This is a genomic window from Nostoc mirabile CHAB5784 (assembly GCF_020829645.1).
Classification (GTDB): Bacteria; Cyanobacteriota; Cyanobacteriia; order Cyanobacteriales; family Nostocaceae; genus Nostoc; species Nostoc mirabile.
Map to the genome: position 1 here is coordinate 36,553 of NZ_JAIVFS010000020.1, position 24,498 is coordinate 61,050.

General features: G+C 44.7%; 21 protein-coding genes. 15 read left to right on the forward strand and 6 right to left on the reverse strand.

The window, feature by feature from the left end:
• Positions 1-379 precede the first annotated feature (379 nt).
• Positions 380-895, reverse strand: coding sequence for a L,D-transpeptidase (locus LC653_RS15245; RefSeq protein ID WP_229495270.1), 516 nt, complete (start codon positions 893-895; stop codon positions 380-382).
• 113 nt (positions 896-1,008) lie between these two features.
• A complete protein-coding gene (locus LC653_RS15250) occupies positions 1,009-1,641 on the reverse strand; it encodes a bifunctional 4-hydroxy-2-oxoglutarate aldolase/2-dehydro-3-deoxy-phosphogluconate aldolase (RefSeq protein WP_229495271.1) in 633 nt (210 codons plus the stop codon).
• 313 nt (positions 1,642-1,954) lie between these two features.
• Here LC653_RS15250 and LC653_RS15255 point away from each other — a divergent pair, with 313 nt between their 5' ends.
• The 3 genes from LC653_RS15255 to LC653_RS15265 all read left to right on the forward strand — a co-directional run bounded on the left by LC653_RS15255 (position 1,955) and on the right by LC653_RS15265 (position 3,497).
• Entirely contained in the window at positions 1,955-2,218 is a 264-nt protein-coding gene (locus LC653_RS15255) for a hypothetical protein (RefSeq protein ID WP_229495272.1), read from the forward strand.
• Between the two features lie 492 nt (positions 2,219-2,710).
• Complete coding sequence (locus LC653_RS15260) at positions 2,711-2,911, forward strand: hypothetical protein (protein WP_229495273.1); 201 nt, start codon at positions 2,711-2,713, stop codon at positions 2,909-2,911.
• A gap of 313 nt (positions 2,912-3,224) precedes the next feature.
• Entirely contained in the window at positions 3,225-3,497 is a 273-nt protein-coding gene (locus LC653_RS15265; RefSeq protein WP_100900051.1) for a GlsB/YeaQ/YmgE family stress response membrane protein, read from the forward strand.
• Between the two features lie 89 nt (positions 3,498-3,586).
• On the opposite strand, the gene LC653_RS15270 is transcribed toward LC653_RS15265, so the two are convergent.
• Positions 3,587-3,901: a hypothetical protein gene (locus LC653_RS15270; RefSeq protein ID WP_229495274.1), complete on the reverse strand. Its 315-nt coding sequence runs from the start codon at positions 3,899-3,901 to the stop codon at positions 3,587-3,589.
• 88 nt (positions 3,902-3,989) lie between these two features.
• The gene (locus LC653_RS15275; protein ID WP_229495275.1) at positions 3,990-4,790 is read right to left on the reverse strand and encodes a PhzF family phenazine biosynthesis protein; all 801 of its coding nucleotides are present in this window, start codon (positions 4,788-4,790) and stop codon (positions 3,990-3,992) included.
• Positions 4,791-5,076: 286 nt separating this feature from the next.
• On the opposite strand from LC653_RS15275, the gene LC653_RS15280 reads away from it, so the two are divergent.
• The 5 genes from LC653_RS15280 to LC653_RS15300 all read left to right on the forward strand — a co-directional run bounded on the left by LC653_RS15280 (position 5,077) and on the right by LC653_RS15300 (position 15,198).
• Positions 5,077-9,423, forward strand: a complete 4,347-nt coding sequence (locus LC653_RS15280) for a beta strand repeat-containing protein (protein ID WP_229495276.1) — start codon at positions 5,077-5,079, stop codon at positions 9,421-9,423.
• Between the two features lie 161 nt (positions 9,424-9,584).
• A complete protein-coding gene (locus tag LC653_RS15285) occupies positions 9,585-9,821 on the forward strand; it encodes a hypothetical protein (protein ID WP_229495277.1) in 237 nt (78 codons plus the stop codon).
• A 47-nt stretch (positions 9,822-9,868) separates the two neighbouring features.
• Entirely contained in the window at positions 9,869-11,251 is a 1,383-nt protein-coding gene (locus LC653_RS15290) for an aminopeptidase P family protein (RefSeq protein ID WP_229495278.1), read from the forward strand.
• A 53-nt stretch (positions 11,252-11,304) separates the two neighbouring features.
• Complete coding sequence (locus LC653_RS15295) at positions 11,305-11,790, forward strand: hypothetical protein (protein WP_229495279.1); 486 nt, start codon at positions 11,305-11,307, stop codon at positions 11,788-11,790.
• A 186-nt stretch (positions 11,791-11,976) separates the two neighbouring features.
• Positions 11,977-15,198 carry a GAF domain-containing sensor histidine kinase gene (locus tag LC653_RS15300; RefSeq protein WP_229495280.1) on the forward strand — a complete coding sequence of 1,074 codons (3,222 nt, stop codon included), beginning with the start codon at positions 11,977-11,979 and terminating at the stop codon, positions 15,196-15,198.
• Between the two features lie 369 nt (positions 15,199-15,567).
• On the opposite strand, the gene LC653_RS15305 is transcribed toward LC653_RS15300, so the two are convergent.
• Positions 15,568-15,765 (reverse strand): hypothetical protein, encoded by a 198-nt coding sequence (locus tag LC653_RS15305; protein ID WP_229495281.1) that lies wholly within the window; start codon positions 15,763-15,765, stop codon positions 15,568-15,570.
• A gap of 164 nt (positions 15,766-15,929) precedes the next feature.
• On the opposite strand from LC653_RS15305, the gene ffh reads away from it, so the two are divergent.
• The 5 genes from ffh (at position 15,930) to LC653_RS15330 (ending at position 20,377) form a co-directional block, all read left to right on the forward strand.
• Positions 15,930-17,396 (forward strand): signal recognition particle protein, encoded by a 1,467-nt coding sequence (gene ffh / locus LC653_RS15310; protein ID WP_229495282.1) that lies wholly within the window; start codon positions 15,930-15,932, stop codon positions 17,394-17,396.
• Positions 17,397-17,573: 177 nt separating this feature from the next.
• Positions 17,574-17,840 (forward strand): 30S ribosomal protein S16, encoded by a 267-nt coding sequence (gene rpsP / locus LC653_RS15315; RefSeq protein ID WP_229495283.1) that lies wholly within the window; start codon positions 17,574-17,576, stop codon positions 17,838-17,840.
• Positions 17,797-18,237, forward strand: coding sequence for a KH domain-containing protein (locus tag LC653_RS15320; RefSeq protein WP_229495284.1), 441 nt, complete (start codon positions 17,797-17,799; stop codon positions 18,235-18,237). The genes rpsP and LC653_RS15320 overlap by 44 nt, the downstream gene beginning before the upstream one ends.
• Before the next feature lie 718 nt (positions 18,238-18,955).
• A complete protein-coding gene (locus LC653_RS15325; RefSeq protein WP_229495285.1) occupies positions 18,956-19,909 on the forward strand; it encodes a PhoH family protein in 954 nt (317 codons plus the stop codon).
• A gap of 63 nt (positions 19,910-19,972) precedes the next feature.
• A complete protein-coding gene (locus LC653_RS15330) occupies positions 19,973-20,377 on the forward strand; it encodes a ChuX/HutX family heme-like substrate-binding protein (protein WP_229495286.1) in 405 nt (134 codons plus the stop codon).
• A gap of 2 nt (positions 20,378-20,379) precedes the next feature.
• On the opposite strand, the gene LC653_RS15335 is transcribed toward LC653_RS15330, so the two are convergent.
• Positions 20,380-20,718 (reverse strand): carbon dioxide-concentrating mechanism protein CcmK, encoded by a 339-nt coding sequence (locus tag LC653_RS15335; protein WP_229495287.1) that lies wholly within the window; start codon positions 20,716-20,718, stop codon positions 20,380-20,382.
• Positions 20,719-21,215: 497 nt separating this feature from the next.
• Between LC653_RS15335 and LC653_RS15340 the strand changes: the two genes are divergently transcribed.
• Together LC653_RS15340 and LC653_RS15345 are read left to right on the forward strand one after the other, a co-directional pair.
• Entirely contained in the window at positions 21,216-22,013 is a 798-nt protein-coding gene (locus tag LC653_RS15340) for a DUF6816 family protein (RefSeq protein ID WP_229495288.1), read from the forward strand.
• Positions 22,014-22,101: 88 nt separating this feature from the next.
• Positions 22,102-23,922 (forward strand): ABC transporter ATP-binding protein, encoded by a 1,821-nt coding sequence (locus LC653_RS15345; protein WP_229495289.1) that lies wholly within the window; start codon positions 22,102-22,104, stop codon positions 23,920-23,922.
• Positions 23,923-24,498: the final 576 nt, after the last annotated feature.

The following is a 24,498-nucleotide window of genomic DNA, read 5'->3' on the forward strand; positions in this document are numbered from 1 at the left end:
CAAAACAAGTCCTAAGCTAATCTGCATCCAATTTGCACATTTGTCATTTGTCCTTAATCAAATGATGAGTTCTAACTAATGACCAATGACTAATGACTAACTACAAAGGACATCTTTAAAAAAAATCTGTCATTTAAATGCCTAAATACAAACTTTCCCCAAATTTATATTTGCATTTTTAATTTCACACAGCAATTGTCAGGATTTACGCTTATTTTCTTGGGCAAATCGTTAAATGCCCTCTTCTATATTTTATTTCAAATTCCCTAATTCCGACTCCGAAGATTCCCAGCATAAAATATTGCTGGGAATCACTCAATTGTCTTGATTTGTTGTTATTAATGATTTTCTCTAAATTGCCTTTTGGTTGCTTCACCTACTATTTCTGGATAACTACTGGTGTCCCTACCGATGCCCACTCAAATAGCCATTTAGCATGTTTAGGTGGGAGATTTACACAGCCGTGGCTGACTGGAGTGCCAAACCTTTTATGCCAGTAAGCACCGTGAATACCGTAATTACCTTGGTAAAACATCGCATGAGGAACGTTGGGAACATTGTAGTTTTCTCCCCGCATCCGCGTAGTTTTGAACTTGGATTGAATATTAAAAGTACCAACCAGAGTGGGAGTAGCTTTTTTGCCAGAGGAAATGGCACTTCCATAAACCACTCTGTCACCTTCCCAAGCTATTAACCGTTGCTTTGAAAGATCAATTTGAATCCAGCGCTTATCCGATTTTTGTAATGTCTGGATTGTTTGTGCAATTACTTGATTTTTGGAATTCGCCCAAACTTCACTTGTTCCAGTAGTAGTAAAAACACTTACGGACAGTGCTGTACCAGTAAGGAGTATTTGTAAGCGACGCACCCAGTCAGGATTAATCAGTTTTTTCATTTGAGATACACTCACACTTAAATCATGGGGTCTTGAAAAACTTATCAGTTTTCACCTTTATTTTCCTATCTATTACTTTAATAGACGTGAACTTTTAATGATTTGATTCTAAGTTAACTTAACTGTTGTATCAGCTTTCTTGCCCCAGATGCGATCGCTTCCCAATTCCCCTCTGTGACAAGCTTTTTGGGAAATAATTCACCGCTCAAACCTACAGCGATCGCTCCGGCTTGTAAAAATTCTTTGGCATTTTCCACAGTGACGCCACCAGTAGGAATTAAGGGAATCTGACCTAGTGGCCCTTGCAAACTTTTGATATAATCAGCCCCTCCCACTGCTTGCACGGGAAACACTTTTACACAACTAGCACCCTGACTCCAGGCGGTAACAATTTCTGTAGGAGTCATAGCTCCTGGGATGATGGGTACATCTTCTTCTTGTGCTGCTTGAATCATTGCTGGATCAACGTGGGGTGTGAAGAGGAATTGCGCCCCGGATGCGATCGCTTCTTCTAGCTGTTGCACATTGAATAGCGTACCAGTGCCAATAGTACAGGCTGGTAATTCCGAACGTAGTTGAGTGATTAATTCCCCAGCCCGCGAGCTATTCCAGGTAATCTCAATTAACTGCATTCCCCCAGATGCTACAGCCATTGCCATTTGCTGTCCCACTTCGATTTTAGGAGCGCGGATGACTGCGATCGCACGATGTTTTTGCAATTGTGATAACCAAATTTGATTAGGCATTTTCACTGGGAATTAGAGATGGGAGACTTGTACTGAGCAACTTGCCTTGAGCGACTTGTACTGAGCGTAGTCGAAGTAAGTCGAAAGGAACCGAAGTATTAGGGATTAGGGATTATGGATTGGGCTAATACAAGCAAATTTTCCCACTCACCAGTCCCCATTCCCCAATACAAGCCTGACATAATAACAGCGATCGGCTCTCAAACTTGCTTCTCGTATCAAGTTATGAGATATTACAAATGTCATTAAATCTATCGATTTACCGTAGTTTAAATTAAATACCTCAGCTTTTGGGACTAAAGGAGTAATTAAAATGACAATTGCACGACAAAACACAGCAGGATATTTACCAATTACCATTCATGATTCCAAAAGCATGGATATAGGCAGACTGCGGAAGCTTGTCCGACTAGGTGCAGTACAAATAAACGGATTTTGGTGGCGTACTAAGGCATACGGAACGATTTTAGGGGTTATATTGCTAACCTTGGTGAGTCTGATTTTCCTAAGTATGCATTGGTCTTATCGCAGACTGTTCCCATTTCTCAACCATCCAGTCAACATAATTCATAATTGATAATGACGTTCGAGGACTCGCTAACGCTGCGAAGACAGTAATTCCTTATTCAGAGCAAGCGACTTCAGTCGCTTGCTCTGAATAAGGAATGAATTTATTGATTCCATTAATAAATTAAGTTGCTCTGTATCCTTAATGAATTAATTATTAACATTTTTGAGGGGTCTAAGTCCCTCGCTTCTAAATCGCGACAAGTTTTGCGGTGGGGTTAAAATCCCCAAACGCTCTCGAAGAGACGCTAAAAGCGAACGCGGACTCGCTAACGCAACTCTTGGAGGATGTTTGAAAAGTATTGGGCGAATAGAATTCGCTACTACACAAACGAAGTTCACCTCCGTGGACTAAGGAAAAATCAAAGGTTTTTAACCCACGTTCGCGTAGCGTTCCGCAGGAAAGGTGGGTTTTGTTTGTGTAGCCGCGACTTCCAGTCGCCAGGGCTAGTAATAAATTAGACTTTTCAAACAACCTCTTAGAGACGCTACGCGAACGCTAATGCAAAACAAAATTTACGAATTACGAATTAGTAATTATTTGGTCATTGATAGTAATTGGGATAAGCAATTAAAAACTAGAAATGTTCGCCTCCTGTCTGGTAGAGAAGAAATGCATCGTGGCAGTTATCCTGGCGATACCCAAGCCTGGAATGTTGGTAATAAAGTTGCAGCAACTACGCCCGTGGTAGACATCGCCTAATTTTGCTTGCTTTACATTACTTTAGAGACAGTCATTAAAAACTCAGCTTAATTCTTCTAGTAGAGGAGAGAGCTACTTAAAAATGCATATACTGCAATTACCAAGCAATAGTTTGATAAGCCCCTAGTTAAAGACCAACTAGGAGCTTTTTTTAAGTGATTATCTAGCTCAATGGGGCACACATGAAAAAACCTAGTTGCAATTAAACTCTTCCTTATGGTTATTAATGATTAATTCTGATGGTAGATGGAGCAAAAGATTAAGATTGATAATATGCACTTGTGAGTGAAAAACGTTTACCAAATTAATAACAATGAATATTCTTGCTTGGATTGTTTTAGGTCTAATTGCTGGTGCGATCGCTAAGGCTATCTACCCCGGTCATCAAGGTGGCGGAATTCTGGGAACAATCTTACTAGGAATTATCGGTGCTTTTGTTGGCGGTAGCTTAGGCGTATTTTTCAGTACAGGAACGTTGACTTTAGCAGCTCCTACTCTTAGCATCCCTGGTATTGCGCTAGCAGTTCTTGGTGCAATTGTTGCGGTTTTCTTGTGGAACTTAATAACCCGTCGCAGTGCTGTATAAAAGCAATAATGCAGACAAGGAGTAAGGGGAATTTAAAAAATTCATTTAACTATTGTGAATTAAATCCGAAAAATAGCGCCAGCCTGTCATTAAGGTGGCGCTATTTTTTTGATTATTAATAAATAAAATAATGGAATAACGGGGCTGAAGGAAAGCGTACTGCCCCGGATTACTAAGGATGCAGCAATCGTAATCAAGCTGATAGCCAAGTTCAGAGGCACAGCCTGCCGCACTGAATAGCCCAATTTTCCAGCAAGGACTGGCAGCCGAAACTCTGCACCTCCTAAGCCAATCAGCCCTCCTAACAGCCCAATTGGCACGGCATAAACAAAGGATAATCGGAAACGGCGTACTTCCAAGCTTGTAGTTGTAGACTCCGGTGCAGACAAGTTATTCTTCTTCATCAATTTTCTTATGGAGTATCCTTATTCCATTCCCCAAGTTCTTGATGATGAGTTTTTACCGGATGCGATTGATTTGTAATTATTAGGTTTATCCGGTAATTAACTCACCTCGCATAACAGTTACGGCTTGTCCACTGAGAAAGACGCGATCGCCTCCGTCATAATACACCTTCACCACCCCACCACGGCTGGATGCCTGATAAGCCAATAACTCATTTTTGTGCAAGCGATCGCGCCAAAAAGCAGCGAGACAGCAATGAGTAGCCCCAGTCACCGGGTCTTCATTAACACCTAATCCCGGTGCAAAGAAGCGTGAGACGAAATCATATTGGGAATCAGGGTGAGTGAGGCTGGTGACAATGATCTCAGAAATCGGCAAGGTTTTCAATATTTGAAAATTTGGCTGTATTTGCCGTACTAATTCTTCAGATTCCAATTCTACTAAATAGCCAAGGGAATTTTGGCAAACAGATTTATATGGTACACCCAAAGCTTGGCCCAGTTCTGGAGGAGCGATCGTTGCTTTGGAGTGATTCACGGGAAAATCTAACTCAATCCATTCATCTTGTAACTTGGCAACGAGTACTCCACTTTTGGTATAGAAACGCGCAACTTCATCAGGTGATAAATGTCCCTCTGACCAAAGTACATGGGCACTAGCTAAAGTTGCATGACCACAAAGCGGTACTTCCACCGTCGGCGTAAACCACCGCAGATTAAAGCGATCGTTTTGTTTGACTAGAAAAGCCGTCTCAGATAAATTCATTTCCTGCGCTATGTTTTGCATCCAAGCATCATCTTGGGGAGTAGGCAAAACACAGACAGCAGCAGGATTACCTGCAAACGGTATATTAGTGAAAGCATCAACCTGAGTAATGATTTGTCCCATAAAATTACTCTCAAGTAGTATTAGTCGCTGTTCGGAAATCCTTGAAACGAGATTCAGGGTTGCCAAAGATAAATTTTACACAAGTTTTAGTAATGTATGAAATCGCCTATCTTGAGACAGATATATAATAGAAAATCAGAAATCATACATATTGGTATATTGTATAAATTAATCGTCATTTATTTTTCCAAAATGATTGGCTGGTAGTAAGCGGCTCCATCTTTGCTTTTATACAACGCTAAATGTTCATTAGCTGATTACGAAGCAATAAGAGGAATCAAGAATAATGGCATCTAATCCAGCAGTTTTCAACCTGTCTGACCTGAACGGCAATAATGGTTTTGCGATCGTTGGGTCTTTCCTGGGTGTCCCCGATAGCAGTGCCGGAGACTTCAACGGCGACGGCATCGACGACCTAATTATCGGGGCAAGTAACGACAAGGGCGGTGCTGCCAAATACGACGTTGTGTTTGGCAGCAGCAGTGGCTTTGGAGCTAGCTTCAACCTATCCGACCTCAACGGTAACAACGGCTTTGCGATCTTTGGGTCTTTCTTCTTCTCTAACAGCAGTAGCAGTGCCGGAGACATCAACGGTGACGGCGTCGACGATCTGATTATCGGAGCAAGATATGCATCCCCCAACGGCAAGTATTATGCTGGGGAAAGCTACGTGGTGTTTGGCAACAGCAGCGGCTTTGGAGCTAGCCTCAACCTCTTTGATCTCAACGGCAGCAACGGCTTCGTGATTAACGGCATTGATAAGGATGACCGATCAGGCTACTCCGTTAGCAGTGCTGGAGACTTCAACGGTGACGGCTTCGACGACCTGATTATTGGAGCACCACGTGCCGACCTCAAGGGCCAGCTTAATGCTGGGGAGAGCTACGTGGTGTTTGGCAGCAGCAGTGGCTTTGGAGCTAGCTTCAACCTATCTGACCTCAACGGCAGCAACGGCTTTATTATTAACGGCATTGATCAGGATGACCGATCAGGCGACTCCATTAGCAGTGCTGGAGACTTCAACGGTGACGGCTTCGACGACCTGATTATCGGGGCAAGTAATGCATCCCCCAACGGCAAATTCCGTGCTGGGGAGAGCTACCTGGTGTTTGGCAACAGCAGCGGCTTTGGAGCTAGCCTCAACCTCTTTGATCTCAACGGCAGCAACGGCTTTATTATTAACGGCATTGATCAGGATGACTTTTCAGGCGACTCCATTAGCAGTGCTGGAGACTTCAACGGTGACGGCTTCGACGACCTGATTATCGGGGCAAGTAATGCCGACCCCAACGGCAAATCCCGTGCTGGGGAGAGCTACGTGGTGTTTGGCAACAGCAGCGGCTTTAGAGGTAGCCTCAACCTCTCCGATCTCAACGGCAGCAACGGCTTTATTATTAACGGCATTGATCAGGATGACTTTTCAGGCGACTCCATTAGCAGTGCTGGAGACTTCAACGGTGACGGCTTCGACGACCTGATTATCGGAGCAAGATATGCCGACCCCAACGGCCAGCTTGATGCTGGGGAGAGCTACGTGGTGTTTGGCAGCAGCAGTGGCTTTGGAGCTAGCTTCAACCTATCTGACCTCAACGGCAGCAACGGCTTTATTATTAACGGCATTGATAAGGATGACCTATCAGGCTACGCCGTTAGCAGTGCTGGAGACTTCAACGGTGACGGCTTTGACGACCTGAGTGTCGGGGCAAGTTCTTCCCGAAACGTCCAAACCTCTCAGGAGAGATACTTCATTTATGGCTTTGCGACTACTACAGCTCCTAATCAACCTCCAGTAGCAGTTAGCGACACAGCTATCACCAACGAAGCCACTGCCGTTAACATTTCGGTCTTAGCCAATGACAGCGACCCAGACAGCAACCCCTTAACAGTGACAAATGTCAACGGTAGTAGTGTAACTGTTGGCACTCCTATTACCTTGAGTTCTGGCGCTTTACTGACTCTCAATGCTGATGGCACTTTTACTTACAACCCCAATGGTCGATTTGAAACTTTGGGTGTGGGTGAAACAGGCAGCGACAGCTTTACCTATACAATCAGCGATGGCAGCTTCACCAGTACAGCTAGCGTCAACCTGACCATCAACGGAGTGAATGATGCACCCAGGATTGTTTCTGATTTCAACCTCTCTGACCTCAATGGCAGCAACGGCTTCCTGCTCAAAAACATTATTAATCAATTTCCTGCATATGACCGCTTAGGCTCCTCCGTTAGCAATGCCGGAGACATCAACGGTGACGGCTTCGACGACCTGATTATCGGAGCACAAGATGCCTCCGATAACGATGACAAGTTTCGTGCTGGGCAGAGCTACGTAGTGTTTGGCAGCAGCAGTGGCTTTGGCGCTAGCTTTGATTTCTCGTCTCTGGACGGCAGCAACGGCTTTGTGATCAACGGCACTGATGGAGGTGACTACTCAGGCTACTCTGTCAGCAATGCGGGGGACATCAACGGTGACGGCTTCGATGACTTGATTATCGGGGCACCTGGTGCCGGCCCCAACGGTAAATCCCGTGCTGGGGAGAGCTACGTTGTGTTTGGCAAGAGCAGTGGCTTTGGAGCTAGCCTCAACCTCTCATCCCTAGACGGCAGCAACGGCTTTGTGATCAACGGCATTGATACAGGTGACTTCTCAGGCTGGTCTGTCAGCAATGCGGGAGACATCAACGGTGACGGCTTTGATGACCTAATTATCGGGGCACCTCGTGGCGAACCCAACGGCAAATCCCGTGCTGGGGAGAGCTACGTTGTGTTTGGCAGCAGCAGTGGCTTTGGAGCTAGCCTCAATCTCTCATCCCTGAACGGCAGCAACGGCTTTGTGATCAACGGCATTGATACAGGTGACTTCTCAGGCGACTTTGTTAGCAATGCGGGGGACATCAACGGTGACGGCTTCAACGACCTGATTATCGGAGCAAGAAGTGCCTCCCCCAACGGCAAATTCCGTGCTGGGGAGAGCTACGTCGTGTTTGGCAAGAGCAGCGGCTTTGGAGCTAGCCTCAATCTCTCATCCCTGAACGGCAGCAATGGCTTCGTGATCAACGGCATTAATCAATATGACTCCTTAGGCTCCTCTGTCAGCAGTGCTGGAGACTTTAACGGTGATAGCATTGATGATCTAATTATCGGGGCATCCGGTTCCCGCTACATAAATGATGTCGACATCGGTCCTTCTGCGAATATCTACGTAGTATTTGGCAAGAGCAGTGCCTTTGGTTCGGTTCTTAACCTTTCATCCTTAGACGGTAGCAACGGCTTCGCGATCAATGGGAATGGCGTAGGCATCTCAGTTAGCAGTGCTGGAGACATCAACAGTGACGGCTTCGACGACGTGATTATTGGAGCACCAGATGCCTCCGGCAACGACAACCGAGCTACTGGGGAAAGCTATGTAGTGTTTGGCAGCAGCAGTGGCTTTGGAGCTAGCTTTGACCTCTCGTCCCTGGATGGCAGCAACGGCTTTGTGATCAACGGCATTGATGTACGTGACTTCTCAGGGCGCTCCGTTAGCAATGCCGGAGACTTCAACGGTGATGGCTCCGATGACTTGATTATTGGGGCACCAAGTCGAGGCCCCTACGGCCCATTTAAAAAGGGAGAAAGCTACGTCATCTACGGCTTTGCGAATACAGCTAGCACCCAAGAAGATACCGCCGTTAACATCCTTGCCAGCACCATTCTCAAGGGATATTCAGACATTGATGGCGATACCCTAAATATCAGTGGCTTCACCAACCCTGCCAACGGCACACTCACCTTCAACGACAATGGTACTGTTGGCAATGCCAGTGATGACTACTTCATCTACACCCCCAACGCCAACTACAACGGCGCTGACAGTTTCAGCTACACTGTCACTGACGGTAATGGCGGCACCATTGCTGGTACTTTTAAGCTGAACGTTAAGCCAGTTAATGACGCACCAGTTGCTGTCAATGATACTGCTACCGCTGCCAAAAATACTGCCTTTTCTATTCAAGCAAATACCCTGCTGGCTAACGATCGCGATATCGATAGCACCAACCTGACGATAACTGGTGTCAGCGCTACAACCAACGGTACTGCGGTGCTGAAAAATAACGGCACTGCTAACAACTCGGCAGATGACTTCATCGTGTTTACCCCAACTTGCGGGTTTAGTGGTGCGGCTAGCTTCAACTACACCATTAGCGATGGTCAACTTACCAGCACTGCAAAGGTTACTGTACAAGTAGGCGATCGCCTTTTTAGTGGCAACGGCAACGACCATCTCAACGGCACTCCTGGAAATGACTTCCTTAGTGGCGGTAATGGCAAAGACTCTTTTAGTGGCGGTAATGGTAATGATACCCTTGTTGGTGGTAATGGTAACGATAGGTTGTCTGGTGGTTTTGGTAGCGATATCCTCACGGGTGGCAATGGTCAGGATAAATTTATCTTTGCCCCTGGAGAAGGTACTGATACTATTACCGACTTCTGCAAGTACACAGACTTGATTGGCTTGTCTGGTGGTTTGACCTTCAAGCAATTAAGTTTCTCTAGTAACAACATCATCGTCACTGCCACTAATGAAATTTTGGCAACGCTGACTGGTATTAATACCACGACGTTGACTGCCACTAATTTCACTATCGTCTAGAATATGGTTTTGCCCACACACGGCGGTTTCTTTTCGTAGATAATGCAACTTTTAGAGAAGCAAAATTGCACTTTCGCTTTGTTAACGCCTCTCTACATTCAATCTCAAGTAAATTCGACTTTTTATTTTCGCAAAAATCAATGTTAAAGCAAAACGGAAACATGAGAATAAAAATCTTCAGAAGCATCTTTGCTGCTGTCAATTTAGCGCTAATTTCTGGAGGATTAGTTAGTTGTGTTGAAGTACCGCAGCCACTTGCTCCAACTGAGCAACAAAAACCAGTCCTACAACCTAACCAACAGCCTAACCAGACAAACCAGAACGACGAAGATGATGACGACAAAAATGGCGACGACAAAAATGACGATCGCAAGGATGATAAAGACGATAACGACTAAATAAAGGCAAAGCTATAACCTTTATCCTTCTCTTTGAGTTTCCATTTATGCTGATCCAACAAACTTTTACTTCCCTAATTGATACTTTACGCCTCCGTAGGCAACAATTAGCTAACCTCATTGATTTTCCAGCAATTCTCTGGTCAGGTAGCAACAGTCCACGCAACTTCCCTGCAAATCCCTTTCCGTTTCGCGCTAGCAGTCATTTCCTCTATTTTGCCGGACTACCATTATCAAAGGCGGCAATTCGTTTAGAAGCGGGCAAACTAGAACTATTTATAGACGATCCATCACCCAGTAGCGCCCTTTGGCATGGAGAAATGCCAACGCGCCAGGAAATAGCTCAGAAAATTGGGGCGGATGTGGCTCGACCAATGGCAGAATTAGAGTCTTGGGTAGAAGATGCCGCCACACTTGCTGTACAAGATGCAGCTACTTGGACGCAACAATCGCAGCTATTAAATAGATGGGTTTTACCACAAAGTCCTCCCCAAGGAATTGACTTGGAGTTAGCTAAGGCGATCGTTACCCTACGCCTCACTCATGATGAAGCTGCATTAACCCAGTTGCGAAAAGCTGCTGCTGTCACTGTTGAGGCGCACAAAGCTGGTATGGCAATAACACCTAAAGCCAAGCTAGAAGCAGAAGTTCGTGCAGCGATGGAAGGGGTAATTATTGCTCATAATATGACTACCTCTTACAACAGTATTGTCACCGTTCACGGTGAAGTTTTGCATAACGAACAGTATCACCATCCTCTACAACCAGGTAACTTATTACTTGCCGATGTTGGCGCTGAAACTGAGATGGGTTGGGCTGGTGATGTCACTCGCACATGGCCAGTTTCTGGTAAGTTTTCATCTACCCAGAGAGATATTTATAATGTCGTACTTGCAGCCCATGATGCTTGTATTGCCAAAATACACCCTGGTGCAGAGTATGGGGACATTCATTTGTTAGCTGCTACGGTTATAGCTGAAGGTTTAGTAGAGTTAGGCATTTTACAAGGAAATCCCCAAGATTTAGTAGAGATGGATGCCCACGCGCTGTTTTTCCCTCATGGTATCGGTCATCTACTGGGTTTAGATGTTCATGATATGGAAGATTTGGGTGATTTAGCAGGGTATGAAGAGGGACGTTCTAGGAGCGATCGCTTTGGCTTAGGCTACCTGCGTTTAAATCGTCCTTTGCGTCCAGGAATGCTAGTCACAATTGAACCTGGGTTTTATCAAGTGCCAGCAATTTTAAATGATGCGAATGTCCGCTCAAAATATCAGAATGTAGTGAATTGGCAGCGTTTATCTGAATTTGCCGATGTGCGCGGAATCCGCATCGAAGATGATGTTTTAGTTACCGCAGAAGGTAGCGAAGTTTTAACAGCCGCATTACCAAATGATGCCGATACTATAGAAAATTTAGTAGGTTGTTAATCTGTGCATCATGCCTTGCTAATTGATAGCGTAAAAGCATAGGATGTTAACTTATGATCACAAAACCTATAAAATTACTACTCAACGGAGTTATTGTCAGCTTAGGACTATTACCATTATTAGCTCAAGCACAGCAGCCGATTTCTGATACCCAAGTTGCGGCGATGGTAGAGGCATTGCGACAAGCTGCACCGCAGACAAAAAATCCCAACGATGGACTTTACAGCCAATGGCAAGTTAAACCAGAAACCCTCAAAGGCTGGTCAAGAACTTGTCTCAAACGAGAACTGACACCGACGCAGTTTGAAAACAGCCCTGCGATCGCCCGCCAAGTTGTATCCTGTATCACGCGCCGTGAGCTAACCAATCAGTTCCGTGCTACCAACAATAATGAGATTGCATCTGTGCGTGGCGCAGCTTGTTGGTGGATGACTGGTAGCTATACAGGCTGCAACAAAGGTTTCACTGCTGAGTATGTACAAAAAGTTGTCCGCTTTTATCAACAACAGCTCTCAAAACCAGCAGCAACTCAATCATAAAAGGGTGATTACAGCAATTTTTAATAAAAATAATTCAGGAGCCAGGAGCCAGAATCCTGAATTCTGAGTTCTGAATTCTACTGTATGTATGATCCCATAATATTGGCAATCTAGTTCATACTGTCTGTGATCTGAAAAATCAAGAAGGGAATACTAAAAGGAGGTATTTCATTTTCTCTATACTTTATGACAACAAACAGTTATGAGTCGAACCTATTAGACCTGCAAGATTGCCACAAACAGCTACAGCTAACGGTTCAGTACCAAAAAATCTTGGGGAGAATTCTGGCTAAGATTCGCTCATCTGTAAACCTAGAATCTTTATGCTCGACTTCTTGTCAAGATATTTGTCGGCAATTGAAGATTGAGCGAGTTGGAATTTATCGCTTCAACCCAGACTGGAGCGGTAGTTTCATCAATCATTTTGGCTTTGCAGAACCTCCTTGGGATAGACTTACCGCCTTTGGGCAGGGCTTAGTGTGGGAAGATTCACATTTGCAAGAAACTCAGGGAGGGCGATATCGCAAAAATGAGCCATTTGCCGTGGCTGACATTTATGATGCAGGACATTCTCGGTGTCATATTGAGGTACTAGAACAGTTTCAAATTCGGGCCTATGCGATCGCGCCTATTTTCATTGGTGCAAAACTATGGGGAATGCTTGCAGCATATCAACACTCCACTCCTAGACAATGGCATCCTAACGAAGTTGAATTTTTAATGCAAGCTGCAAGCCATCTCGGTGTGGCAATGCAGCAGGCAGAAAACCTAGAACAAACCAAACAACGCACAGCAGAACTGCAAGATGCAATTGCGCGGCAACGCGCCTTGACGGAAGTGGTAGGGAATATTCGTTCGTCTGTGAACACCGAAATTATTCTGAATACCGCCTGTCAGGAACTTTGCAAACTCTTAAAGCTAGAGCGAGCGGCGGTTTATCGCTTCAATGAAGACTGGAGCGGTGAATTTGTTAGCCAATTCGGTATGGTAGAGGCGCAGTGGGAGCGAATCAATCCATTTGGCAGAAATCTCGTTTGGGAAGATACCCACCTCCAAGAGACAAAAGGCGGGCGCTACCGCAATAACGAAAGTTTTACCGTAAACGACATTTATCAAGTTAGTCACTCGCGTTGTCACATTGACATTCTAGAGCAATTCAAGATTCGGGCGTATATGTTAGCGCCCATCTTCATTGGACCAAAACTGTGGGGACTGATATCGGCGTATCAACACTCTGGGCCACGGCAATGGGCAAATTACGAAGTTGAGTTCCTCGGACAGGTAGGGGCACAATTAGGGGTTGCAATTCAGCAAGCCGAGAATTTAACTCAGTCAAAACAACAGGCGATCGCCTTACAAGATGCGATCGCTCGGCAACGAACACTAACTGAAGTTGTCGGGAAAATTCGCTCCTCCCTGGATATTGACTTAATCCTGAAAACTACTTGCCAGGAAGTGTGTAAATTGCTGCGAGTTGAGCGGGTCGGCGTTTATCGCTTTAATCCAGACTGGAGTGGTGAATTCGTCAGTCATTTCGGCATGGTTGAGGCACAGTGGGACAGCATCAATCCTTTTGGCAAAAATCTCGTTTGGGAAGATACCCACCTTCAAGAAACCAAAGGCGGACGCTACCGCAACAACGAAAATTTTGCTGTAAATGACATCTACCAAGCCGGACACTCACGTTGTCACCTAGATATTTTGGAGCAGTTCAAGATTCGCGCCTATGCCTTGACCCCAATTTTTGTAGGACGGAATCTGTGGGGATTGCTGGCTGCCTATCAACATTCTGCACCGCGCCAGTGGGATAGTGTGGAAGTGGAATTTTTGGGACAGGTTGCCAGTCAACTCGGAGTGGCGCTGCAAAGTTCTCAAATGGTGACCCAAATCCAAACTCGCGCTGATGAACTACACAAATCGGCTGAACAGCGCCGGATTTTATTTGATTTGGTCGTCAAAATTCGGGAATCGTTGGATTTAGAGACGATCCTTAATACCACAGTACAGGAAGTGCGGCGATCGCTGAGTACAGATAGAGTCGGCATCTTTCGCTTTGATCCTAATGTCGGTTTTTGCAGTGGTGAATTTATTGCTGAAGATGTGTTACCCAAGTTCGATTCTGCCCTCGCCGTAAAGGTGCAAGACTATTGCTTCGGTGACCAATACGCACCGCAATATCGCCAAGGGCAAGTGCAAGTGATGTCTGATGTCAACAGCGTTGGCTCCAAAGTACCTCATCTTGATGTGATTGAGCGATTCCAAGTCAAAGCACAGATTATTGTGCCGTTGATGGAAGGTGATGAACTGTGGGGGTTATTGTGCATTCATCAATGTACCCATACACGTAATTGGGAAGAGGCTGAATTGGAATTTGTCACCCAAGTGGCGGCTCAACTCAGTGTAGCGCTGCGTCAAGCCAACTTGTTTCAACAATCCAGTTTGTTGGGTCAAACTCGTGAAGAAGCGAATCAACTCGCCCAGACACTGAATGAGCTGCGTACAGCCCAAATGCAAATTATCCACGCTGAAAAAATGGCCAGCTTGGGTCAACTGGTGGCGGGAGTTGCCCATGAAATTAATAACCCGATTAATTTCATTCATGGCAACTTGGAACACGCCCACCAATATACGCAAGAATTACTTCGTTATGTAGAGCTTTTTTGGCATCATTATCCCGATGCCGCACCAGAGATCCAAGAGTTTTTTAATAAAGCTGAAATAGAGTATTTATTCGAGGACTTACCTAAATTATTTCAGTCTATGCAGGTCGGTACTGAAAGGATTTGCGAAATTGTCACCTCTTTGCGGAACTTCTCACGCCTAGATGAAGCTGACTTCAAGCCAGCAAATATTCACGAAGGCATCGACAGTACATTGATGATTTTGCAAAACCGCTTAAAGCCCTCAGCCGATAGCCTCACCATTCATGTGAGCAAAGATTATGGTACTTTACCTCTAATAGAATGCTATCCCGGTCAGTTGAATCAGGTATTTATGAATTTGCTGTCCAATGCCATTGATGCTCTAGAAGAACGAACCACGCAGGAATCTTCTGAAGCGATGCCAAAGGCGGGCTACGCCAACGCAAAAAACCCCAGCAAAATCCTAATTTCTACCTCCCTGCTCAATAAAGATTGGATTGTAATTCGCATCGCCGACAACGGACTCGGCATAGATGAAAAAGTCCTTTCTCGACTGTTCGATCCATTTTTTACTACCAAGGTTGTCGGTAAAGGTACAGGACTGGGATTATCTATCAGCTATCAAATAGTCACAGAAAAACACAACGGCAAGATATACTGCCAATCTGAACTTGGCAAAGGTACAGAGTTTGTGGTTGAGTTGCCGATTCGTCAGGTAACAGCTACAAAATCAGTAGCTAAAATCAAGGTGTTAGACCAGAAATAAGCAAGGAAGCAAAGTGATGATTTTTTACCCGTTCACGGGAAAAATTATCACTTTTTTACTCAGCACTCACTACTGTTTTGGTGACGACAGTATTACATAATTGTTTTACCTTTTCAGTAACCCAATCAACCAATACGTTTGGGTTAAGGCTAAAACTCTTTATCAAAGTCAAATTTTTAACGTAGACGCAAAGCGGTGAAGCAGCGCGGTCTTCTCCCAAGGGGAGACGCCAAGGGCGATGGGGGTTTCCCCCATGAGCGACTGCACCAAGCCGGAGGGCTTGCCGCAGGCTACCGCAGAGGCGCAGAGGAAGCAGAGAGAAGAGAAAAAATGCTTAACCCAAGCGTATTGACCCAATCAACACGATCTTTACGCCAAAACCTTTCGCCTTCCACTACCTAGGTTGGGACTTAGGGACAGCCAAACTGCTCGTATTCTGCTAAAGCTGCCACTGCTGCAAGTTTTAGCTGCTTCCCCGTGGATTAACTCAAGAATGCGATCGCCATTCAGTCGAACATTACTATGTGATGTTGGTTCTCGCTGTACAATAGCCCTTCTTGCCCTCATTGTACTTTAAGCTCAATCTTCTATAAAGGTAGGTATCTGGTTGCTACAGTCGGGGTGAAAAATACTAAGCTGGTAAATAGCACGTTAAAACTTTAGCGGAAATTCAGAATCGCATTCATCGGCGGTTTAGAGTTCCCCATTGGCGAACTACCTGTAATTACATTATGTTTGATGCTCTATCTGACCGTTTAGAAGCCGCCTGGAAAAAACTACGGGGACAGGACAAAATTTCTCAATCCAACATTCAAGATGCATTGCGCGAAGTGCGCCGCGCCTTGTTGGAAGCAGATGTCAATCTCCAGGTAGTCAAAGATTTTATTAGCGAAGTCGAAGCCAAGGCACAGGGAGCCGAGGTGATTACCGGCGTGCGACCCGATCAACAGTTCATCAAAATTGTTCACGATGAACTGGTGCAGGTGATGGGAGACGAAAATGTTCCCATCGCAGAAGCCCAGGAACAGCCTACTATTGTGCTAATGGCTGGGTTGCAAGGTACTGGTAAAACCACAGCTACCGCTAAGTTAGCCTTACATCTGAGAAAATTAGATCGTAGCTGCTTGTTGGTGGCGACAGACGTATATCGCCCAGCAGCGATCGACCAGTTGGTGACATTGGGTAAGCAAATTGATGTACCAGTATTTGAACTAGGAAGCGACGCAGATCCCGTAGAAATTGCAAGGCAAGGTGTAGAACGCGCCAAGGCAGAAGGTGTAAATACAGTAATTATTGATACTGCTGGACGCCTGCAAATTGACGAAGATATGATGGCGGAATTAGCCCGCATCAAAGCAACTGTCCAACCCCATGAAACTCTGTTGGTGGTGGACGCGATGACTGGTCAAGAGGCAGCGAATCTTACCCGCACCTTCCATGAGCAAATCGGAATTACTGGGGCGATTCTCACTAAGATGGATGGTGATAGCCGTGGTGGTGCAGCGCTTTCGGTGCGAAAGATTTCGGGAGCGCCGATTAAGTTTGTGGGCGTGGGTGAGAAAGTCGAGGCACTGCAACCGTTTTATCCCGATCGCATGGCATCCCGAATTCTGGGAATGGGCGATGTGCTGACCCTGGTAGAAAAAGCCCAAGAAGAGTTTGATTTAGCCGATGCTGAGAAAATGCAGGAGAAGATTTTGTCAGCGAAGTTTGACTTTACTGACTTTCTCAAGCAGTTGCGGATGCTGAAGAACATGGGATCTCTGGGAGGCTTCATCAAGATGATTCCAGGGATGAACAAGCTCTCAGACGATCAGCTCAAGCAGGGAGAAACCCAGCTGAAACGCTGTGAGGCGATGATTAACTCCATGACTCGCCAAGAACGCCACGACCCTGATTTATTAGCCAGTTCTCCCAGTCGGCGGCGGCGGATTGCTGCTGGCTCCGGCTATAGAGAGTCAGATGTGACTAAACTGGTAGGTGATTTCCAAAAAATGCGATCGCTCATGCAGCAAATGAGTCAAGGTGGCTTCCCTGGAATGCCGGGAATGTTCGGCGGTGGCGGCATGGGCAACGCCTTCGCAGGCGCAGGCAATCGTCCCCCAGCCCCAGGATGGCGGGGTTATGGCGGTGATGCCACAGGCACGAAAAAGAAAAAAACCAAAGATAAAAAGAAAAAAGGCTTCGGTAATCTTTAGTCATTGGGCATTGGGCATGGGGCATTGATAATTTGCTAATGACTAATGACTAATGACTAATGACTAATGACTAACGACTAATGACTAATGACTAACGACTAATAGCACCAAATGCTAGACGAGTGCTAAAATTAGCATTTCGGCATACTTACCAATTAGGAGAATGATTCTTCAACCATGATCAAACTGCGCTTGAAGCGATTCGGTAAAAAGCGGGAAGCAAGTTACCGCATTGTCGCCATTAACAACCTCGCTCGCCGCGATGGCCGTCCCCTAGAAGAATTGGGATTCTATAACCCCAGAACCGATGAAGTGCGACTAGACGTTCCCGGCATCGTCAAGCGACTACAACAAGGCGCTCAACCCACTGACACCGTCCGTCGCATTTTAGTAAAAGCCAATGTTTTTGAACAGGTCAGTGCCACACCTACAGCCGCATCATAATTCCGGAACAGTATCCCCAACAGCTAGTCCCAACTATGTTGGGCTGGTTCGGTTTTTAGTGCAGCCGTTTTTGGAATCTCCAGAGACTTTAAGCGTCGATTGTGAAATTTCTCAAGCCCTCAACCGGGCTTGGATTCGCATCGCCTTTGAAAGCACAGATAAAGGGAAAGTGTTTGGTCGAGGGGGACGCAATATTCAGGCGATTCGTACAGTAATTGCCGCAGCCGCAGCCGCTACTGGGCAATCAGTATATCTGGATATCTACGGCAGCACTACGCCGGGCCGCGAGGGTATGTCTTTTGATGAAGAGACAGAAGAGCGATCGCCACCGCCGACTAGAAGAGAACCGCGTGGAAATGATGGGCCTAAACCCATTGTTAAACCCCGTCTCCGCTAGGTTGAAACTAGGAGCAAGTCTGAGCGGTTGTGGTTACCTCCGCTCAGAATTTTTATAAAGATGGAAAGTAGCAAAAAGATTTTTGGATCTTTTTTTGAACTCTTCACCGAAGAGGCAGGGGAGCAGGGGGCAGGGGGCAGGGGGTAGGGGGCAGGGAGAAAAATAATGGAATTACCCTGCCACAAGGGTTAGAGAGCAACTAAATTTATTTATGCCAAAAGTAAAAGTATTTATTTCGAGATGTGTAACATGAGAAATAATACGTCCTTACTTTCAGCAGCCCTACATTCATGTATGGGGATTCCCCCCCTATTCCCCGCAAGAACTGCCCCTTTTCCTCTTTTTGACCAGTAGGGGCGTACAACTGTACATTGGTGTCAACTTTTGCCTTGGCGAATGGAATTCGCGGCTACACAAACTCTCGTCCACCTCCGTGGACTAATACAAAATCAAAGATTTTTAACCCACGGAGGTGGGTAAAGTCTCGTGTAGACAAGCCAGTGCGTTGGGCGGCGAGCCACTCTTGTTGCAACTGGCGTGCGGTTTATAACCGCCCTTTTAACGTTAAGTTGACACGCATGACAACTGTATGCCCCTACAGCCAATTCATTTGTTGCAAAGATTTTTCCAAAATGTAAGTAATAAAAGCGTAATTTCGCCAAGAGCGAAAAAACATTAACCTTTGTCAAACACAGATCCTCACCAATTAAGAAATACTATGGCAGGTGCCTTAACAATTCAGCTGCCCAATATTCCCAGTGCGATCGCTCTTGGAGGAGATGGAGAAGAAAATCTCAAAATCCTATCTCGGCAAACAGGAGCCACTTTAGTGCTACGCGGACAGGAATTAGTGATTTCTGGTACCGAAGGGCAAATTGATCTGGCTTCTCGATTAGTGCGATCGCTTGAAGACCTCTGGATTAAAGGCAATACTATTTCCAGTGCCGATATTTTAACAGCTCGTCAAGCCATAGATAGCGATCGGCAAGGGGAACTGCAAGATTTACAGCGAAATGTCCTCGCCAAAAGTCGCCGGGGTGAAGAAGTTCGTGCCAAAACCTTCCGCCAGCGTCAATATATTGATGCACTCCGTAGACGTGATCTTACCTTTGGTATTGGGCCTGCTGGTACTGGTAAGACTTATCTCGCTGTTGTTGTCGCCGTGCAAGCACTCCTTGCTAACCAGTTCGAAAAGCTAATTTTAACTCGCCCTGCCGTCGAAGCTGGTGAAAAACTCGGTTTTTTGCCTGGAGACTTACAACAGAAAGTTAATCCTTATCTTCGCCCACTTTACGATGCTATTTATGAATTTATCGACCCCGAAAAAGTACCCAGCTTAATGGAACGCGGTGTGATTGAAGTCGCACCACTCGCTTATATGCGGGGACGCACCCTCAATAACGCCTTTGTAATTGTGGATGAAGCGCAAAATACTACACCCGCTCAGATGAAAATGGTTTTGACTCGTTTGGGCTTCCGTTCTCGGATGGTGATTACAGGCGACATGACACAAACTGATTTGCCACTTCACCAACAATCTGGTTTAGGAGTGGCTTTACAAATTTTAAAACACGTTGAAGGCATTGCCTTTTGCGAATTTTCCCAAAAAGATGTCGTGCGCCATCCTTTAGTTCAGCGCATTGTTGCTGCTTATGAACAATACGAAAAATAGTCATTAGTCATTGGTCATTTGTCATTTGTTATTGGTCAAAAAACTGAGAAAGGATAGCAATTTATGACTACTACTTTGAAAGAATTTTTAGCAGCTTGTGAGACTTTGGGAACTTTGCGTTTAATTGTTACTAGCAGCGCTGCTGTATTAGAAGCACGAGGCAAAATAGAAAAGTTATTTTATGCAGAATTGCCTAAAGGGAAGTATGCAAATATGCATACCGAGGGCTTTGAGTTTCACTTGAATATGGACAAAATTACTCAGGTGAAATTTGAAACAGGTGAAGCGAAGAGGGGTAATTTTACAACCTATGCTATTCGGTTTTTAGATGATAAACAAGAACCTGCCTTAAGCCTGTTTTTGCAATGGGGTAAACCTGGCGAATATGAACCCGGTCAAGTAGAGGCTTGGCAAACTTTAAAGGATCAGTATGGGGATATTTGGCAACCTTTACCAGCAGAAATTTAAAGCTAAACTGATAGGGGTGGAGGAAATCGGATATCTGCACTGAACTGCTCCACATTAATGCTGCGATGAATCGGTAAAACATATTCTAAATTTTGGTGGGGGCGGGGAATAATATGATAAGAAATCACTTCGCCACCGTTAACTCGCAGCACCGCCTTTAATCCTGCTATCACCGCCACATTCACTTCGCCTATAACCCCCCGAATTAACACAGTAATTCTTCCCAAATCAGTATTTTCATAACCAACAAGAGTGACGCGGGCAGCTTTACACATGGCATCTCCGACTTCCACTGCTGTGGGAACTCCATAAACTTCAATCATGCCTAGTGCCAATGTCATGCTGTCACCATAATTTAGGATTGTAGGGTTAAGTATCTTTAACTAGTTCCGTGGATTTAAGTCCCCCGGTTCAATAAAAATTTTGTTTTGTGTTGGGGTTAAATCCCCATTACAAAACAAAATTTACGAAAGCGTTGCGGGGCAAAGCCCATTACGAATTACGAATTACGAATTACGTTAGCGCAGCGTTAGCGACGCAGGAGCGTCATTACGAATTATTTAACTATGTTGGCTCCTGGCGATGGAAAATTAATGACTAAACAATATTTTCTAAGTGGATATCTAGTAGGATAATAAATAATAAATTAAGTGTATCATTATCCCATAGATTAAGTAAATTGGCGCAAATAAAGTGAACTATAGAAAAAAATAAAACTCTATGATTAGCTTTTAGTAAGCGCTTTGTCGCTAAAGCGATGACTACAACTTTTAATTTTTTACACAAACTTACTTAATTTTTAATCGATAAAAAATAAACATTAAATATAAAACTACTAATGCTTACAATGAAGGTAATTTGGAGTTTTTGCTTGCTGCTTTTATTCTTCCTGTGGGATGGTGAAGCTCTAGCAGGAGAGTTGTCTGAACGGTTAGCAAATTTTCCTCAATGGGAAAAATTAACTTCAGTACAACCTGCTTCAGGTGATTTGGTTTACCCTGAATGGATGGCTGGTACTTGGCAAGTTACAAGTACTTTGGCAGATTTAGCTGCACCTTTAGCACCAGATATCATAACACCAGGCTTTGAAGGTAATCGCCGACAATTAAATCAGCCTGTGAGTTTTGTAGTAAGATTTGTGAAAGAGCAACCATCTATTACTAAGTTAAAAATATTACCTCAGATAGATGAAAAATCCCCTTTAGTAGCAGATAGAGCGTTTAATAGCTTGAATTTGGCAAGAGCTTATTTAGGGGATGAAGCTGTGTTATTAGTCAAAGTAGATCCAGATTCACCTAATCGTCAGATTACGTTCTTGCGTAGCAGTCGCCAACTAGTTTCTATTGTGACTGCACGGGCTACAGAAACTACCCCTGATGACAAATTCATTACTACAGAAGTGTTTCAACAACTATTCAAAGGCGATTCACGCCCTTATTTAAACTCTGTTGAATCTACCACCGCTTATCATAAACTTCCAACAGCTAATCCGGCAATTGAGGCAGATCAAGTTACTGCTGTCTATCTTTCACCCCAAGATCCAGATTACTTTAAAGCTGGTTCTCGACCAGTTGCTCTCTATCGCTATCGGCTAGAATTTATCCCCGCACAAATGCCTACTACTCCAAAGGAGTGATTTAAACCTATAGCCCTTGACTACTTTGTAATACATCTGTAGTATATAAATTCCAAGTTTACGATCGCGCTCTTGGACGGTGTGCATCATGGCAAAATTTCGAGATATCGTCAATTACTTTCGCCCTTACTGGAAGTTGAGTGTTTTCAGTATTACAGCATCTAGCATTTACGAAGTTATTGATTTGGTTGTCCCTTATGCGATCGGGCAGATTTTAAACGTTTTGTCTAATCAACCTTTGGATAAACCACTTCAAAGTGCGATCGCCAGTTTTTCTGACATCACCAATTACCCAGTTAATAAATCTCTATCTTTAGGAGTATTACTGGGTTTAATATTCATTGTCACCGTAGTGAGAGCACCGACACAACCTTGGTTGACTGGTTGGTTTCACTGGGATATAACTCTCAGGGCGCGTCGAGATAAAACCGAAGCGGCGATCGCCAAAATTCTTACTCTCCCACTGGAATTTTATGACGAAAATAACCCCGGACGCATCGCCGGAAAAGTAGCTAGAGGTGTTGAGAACCACACTTGGGCGTATCCCGAAATCGCCGGACAGTTGATTCCTAAACTGGTTCGTGTATTGGGAATTTTTGTGTTTATTTTGGTGATTGAGTGGCGGATTGCGATTTTATATCTAATTTCCTTTGTAATCATTCTCAGCTTCAGCTTGAAGAAATTACAGCAGTTAATTCGGTACGAAAGTGGTGTGGATAAATATGCAGAGGACACCGAAAGCCGCACTTCCGAATTGATCACCAATATCAAAACGGTAAAAGCATTTGCTACAGAATCTAGGGAACTGAAACGGCAAAAGCAACGTTTGGATCGTGAACTAACGGTGCTTGATTATCGCATCCACAAAGGTTATACGATACTGTTTACTTGGCAAAAAACTGTAATTCAGTTTTGTGTGTTTGCAATTCTGGGTTTGACTTTAGCAGCAACAGTAAATGGGCGAATTTCTCTTGGTCACTTTGTCATGACTTTAACTCTTTCTAGCATGGCTTATGCCGAATTAGAACCTATTAGTAACTTGGCAGAAGTTTTTGCCCGTCGTTATTCTTCTATGCTGCGGTTTCACGAATTTCTCCAAGAGCCAACTCCATCTGATTGTGCTAGTCTTTTAGAAGAAAGTAACCAGACAGAATCACCTTATAAATTTACTGGAAAACTTGAGTTGTCGCACCTCAGTTTTGGATATGATGCCAAGCGTCAAGTTTTACAAGATATTAACTTGTTGATTGAGCCATACCAAACAGTAGCATTAGTGGGGCGTTCCGGTTCTGGTAAGTCTACTTTAGTGAAATTGCTGTTGCGATATTTTGAACCTCAAGAAGGTCAAATTCTGATTGATGGTCAAGATATTCGCACTTTGGATGTGGGTAAGTATAGACGAAGGCTAGCGATCGTTCACCAAGAAGTAGACGTTTTCAACGGTACTATATTGGATAATCTCACCTACGGCAGAGCAAATGCTAGTTTGGAGCAGGTTCAAGAAGCCTGTAGAATTGCCAGAGTCGATGAAGTAGTGCAGCACTTACCCAAAGGTTATTACACCGTCGTGGGAGAACGAGGTGTCAGGCTATCTGGAGGACAAAGACAACGCTTGGGAATTGCTAGGGCGTTGTTAGTAGAACCAGACGTACTGATTTTTGACGAAGCTACCTCTAGTTTAGATTATGAGTCTGAGCGTTCAATTCAGCTAGCGATGCGATCGATTCAGGGTACTTGCACCACCATTGTTATTGCTCACCGTCTAAGTACAGTGCGGGAAGCCGATAAAATTGTGGTTTTGGAGCAAGGAAAGATTGTAGAAGTGGGTAGCCACGATGAACTCTTGCGTCACGAGGGTATTTACCGCCGCTTGCACTCCCTGCAAGAAACAGGAGAACTCCTGAGTTAGGGGACATACACATTTTGGATTTTAGATTGACTCCACGAATCAATACGCTTGGGTTAAGGCTAAAAAATAAAACTAGTGTAGTAGGACTTACGCAAAAATACACGCTATAGGGCAATACGCTTGGGTTAAGGCTAGGACTCTTTTTTTTAACGAACCTTATTAGGCGCAGAGAAGCCAGTGCGCCCTTGCGGTTAAGAGACTTGAAGCAACTGGCGCGACACAGAGAGAAGAGAGAAGAGAGAGAAGAGAGAGAAGGAAAAATTGCTTAACTGAACTGTATTGCGCTATAGGGGCAATTCATGAATTGCCCCTACGTGAAATAAGGGTTTCGGCTATTGTTTGCGTAAGTCCTGTGTAGGTTGGGTTGAGGAACGAAACCCAACCTTATCAAGCCTTTGTTGGATAACACGAATGTTCAACCCAACGTAGCATTCTTCTTAACCCAAGCGTATTGCTCCACGAATCAATCAGCTTGATTAAATCGGCCTTATTGACAACACAATAAAGTCGATTTTTTTCTAATTGTCCCCAACAGTATTTGGTACAAAAATCGAAATTCTAAGCCACCAGTCATGA

Coding starts and splice junctions, on each gene's coding strand:
- LC653_RS15245 (WP_229495270.1), bottom strand. CDS start 895: ATGAAAAAACTGATTAATCCTGACTGGGTGCGTCGCTTACAAATACTC.
- LC653_RS15250 (WP_229495271.1), bottom strand. CDS start 1,641: ATGCCTAATCAAATTTGGTTATCACAATTGCAAAAACATCGTGCGATC.
- LC653_RS15255 (WP_229495272.1), top strand. CDS start 1,955: ATGACAATTGCACGACAAAACACAGCAGGATATTTACCAATTACCATT.
- LC653_RS15260 (WP_229495273.1), top strand. CDS start 2,711: ATGCAAAACAAAATTTACGAATTACGAATTAGTAATTATTTGGTCATT.
- LC653_RS15265 (WP_100900051.1), top strand. CDS start 3,225: ATGAATATTCTTGCTTGGATTGTTTTAGGTCTAATTGCTGGTGCGATC.
- LC653_RS15270 (WP_229495274.1), bottom strand. CDS start 3,901: ATGAAGAAGAATAACTTGTCTGCACCGGAGTCTACAACTACAAGCTTG.
- LC653_RS15275 (WP_229495275.1), bottom strand. CDS start 4,790: ATGGGACAAATCATTACTCAGGTTGATGCTTTCACTAATATACCGTTT.
- LC653_RS15280 (WP_229495276.1), top strand. CDS start 5,077: ATGGCATCTAATCCAGCAGTTTTCAACCTGTCTGACCTGAACGGCAAT.
- LC653_RS15285 (WP_229495277.1), top strand. CDS start 9,585: ATGAGAATAAAAATCTTCAGAAGCATCTTTGCTGCTGTCAATTTAGCG.
- LC653_RS15290 (WP_229495278.1), top strand. CDS start 9,869: ATGCTGATCCAACAAACTTTTACTTCCCTAATTGATACTTTACGCCTC.
- LC653_RS15295 (WP_229495279.1), top strand. CDS start 11,305: ATGATCACAAAACCTATAAAATTACTACTCAACGGAGTTATTGTCAGC.
- LC653_RS15300 (WP_229495280.1), top strand. CDS start 11,977: ATGACAACAAACAGTTATGAGTCGAACCTATTAGACCTGCAAGATTGC.
- LC653_RS15305 (WP_229495281.1), bottom strand. CDS start 15,765: ATGAGGGCAAGAAGGGCTATTGTACAGCGAGAACCAACATCACATAGT.
- ffh (WP_229495282.1), top strand. CDS start 15,930: ATGTTTGATGCTCTATCTGACCGTTTAGAAGCCGCCTGGAAAAAACTA.
- rpsP (WP_229495283.1), top strand. CDS start 17,574: ATGATCAAACTGCGCTTGAAGCGATTCGGTAAAAAGCGGGAAGCAAGT.
- LC653_RS15320 (WP_229495284.1), top strand. CDS start 17,797: ATGTTTTTGAACAGGTCAGTGCCACACCTACAGCCGCATCATAATTCC.
- LC653_RS15325 (WP_229495285.1), top strand. CDS start 18,956: ATGGCAGGTGCCTTAACAATTCAGCTGCCCAATATTCCCAGTGCGATC.
- LC653_RS15330 (WP_229495286.1), top strand. CDS start 19,973: ATGACTACTACTTTGAAAGAATTTTTAGCAGCTTGTGAGACTTTGGGA.
- LC653_RS15335 (WP_229495287.1), bottom strand. CDS start 20,718: ATGACATTGGCACTAGGCATGATTGAAGTTTATGGAGTTCCCACAGCA.
- LC653_RS15340 (WP_229495288.1), top strand. CDS start 21,216: ATGCTTACAATGAAGGTAATTTGGAGTTTTTGCTTGCTGCTTTTATTC.
- LC653_RS15345 (WP_229495289.1), top strand. CDS start 22,102: ATGGCAAAATTTCGAGATATCGTCAATTACTTTCGCCCTTACTGGAAG.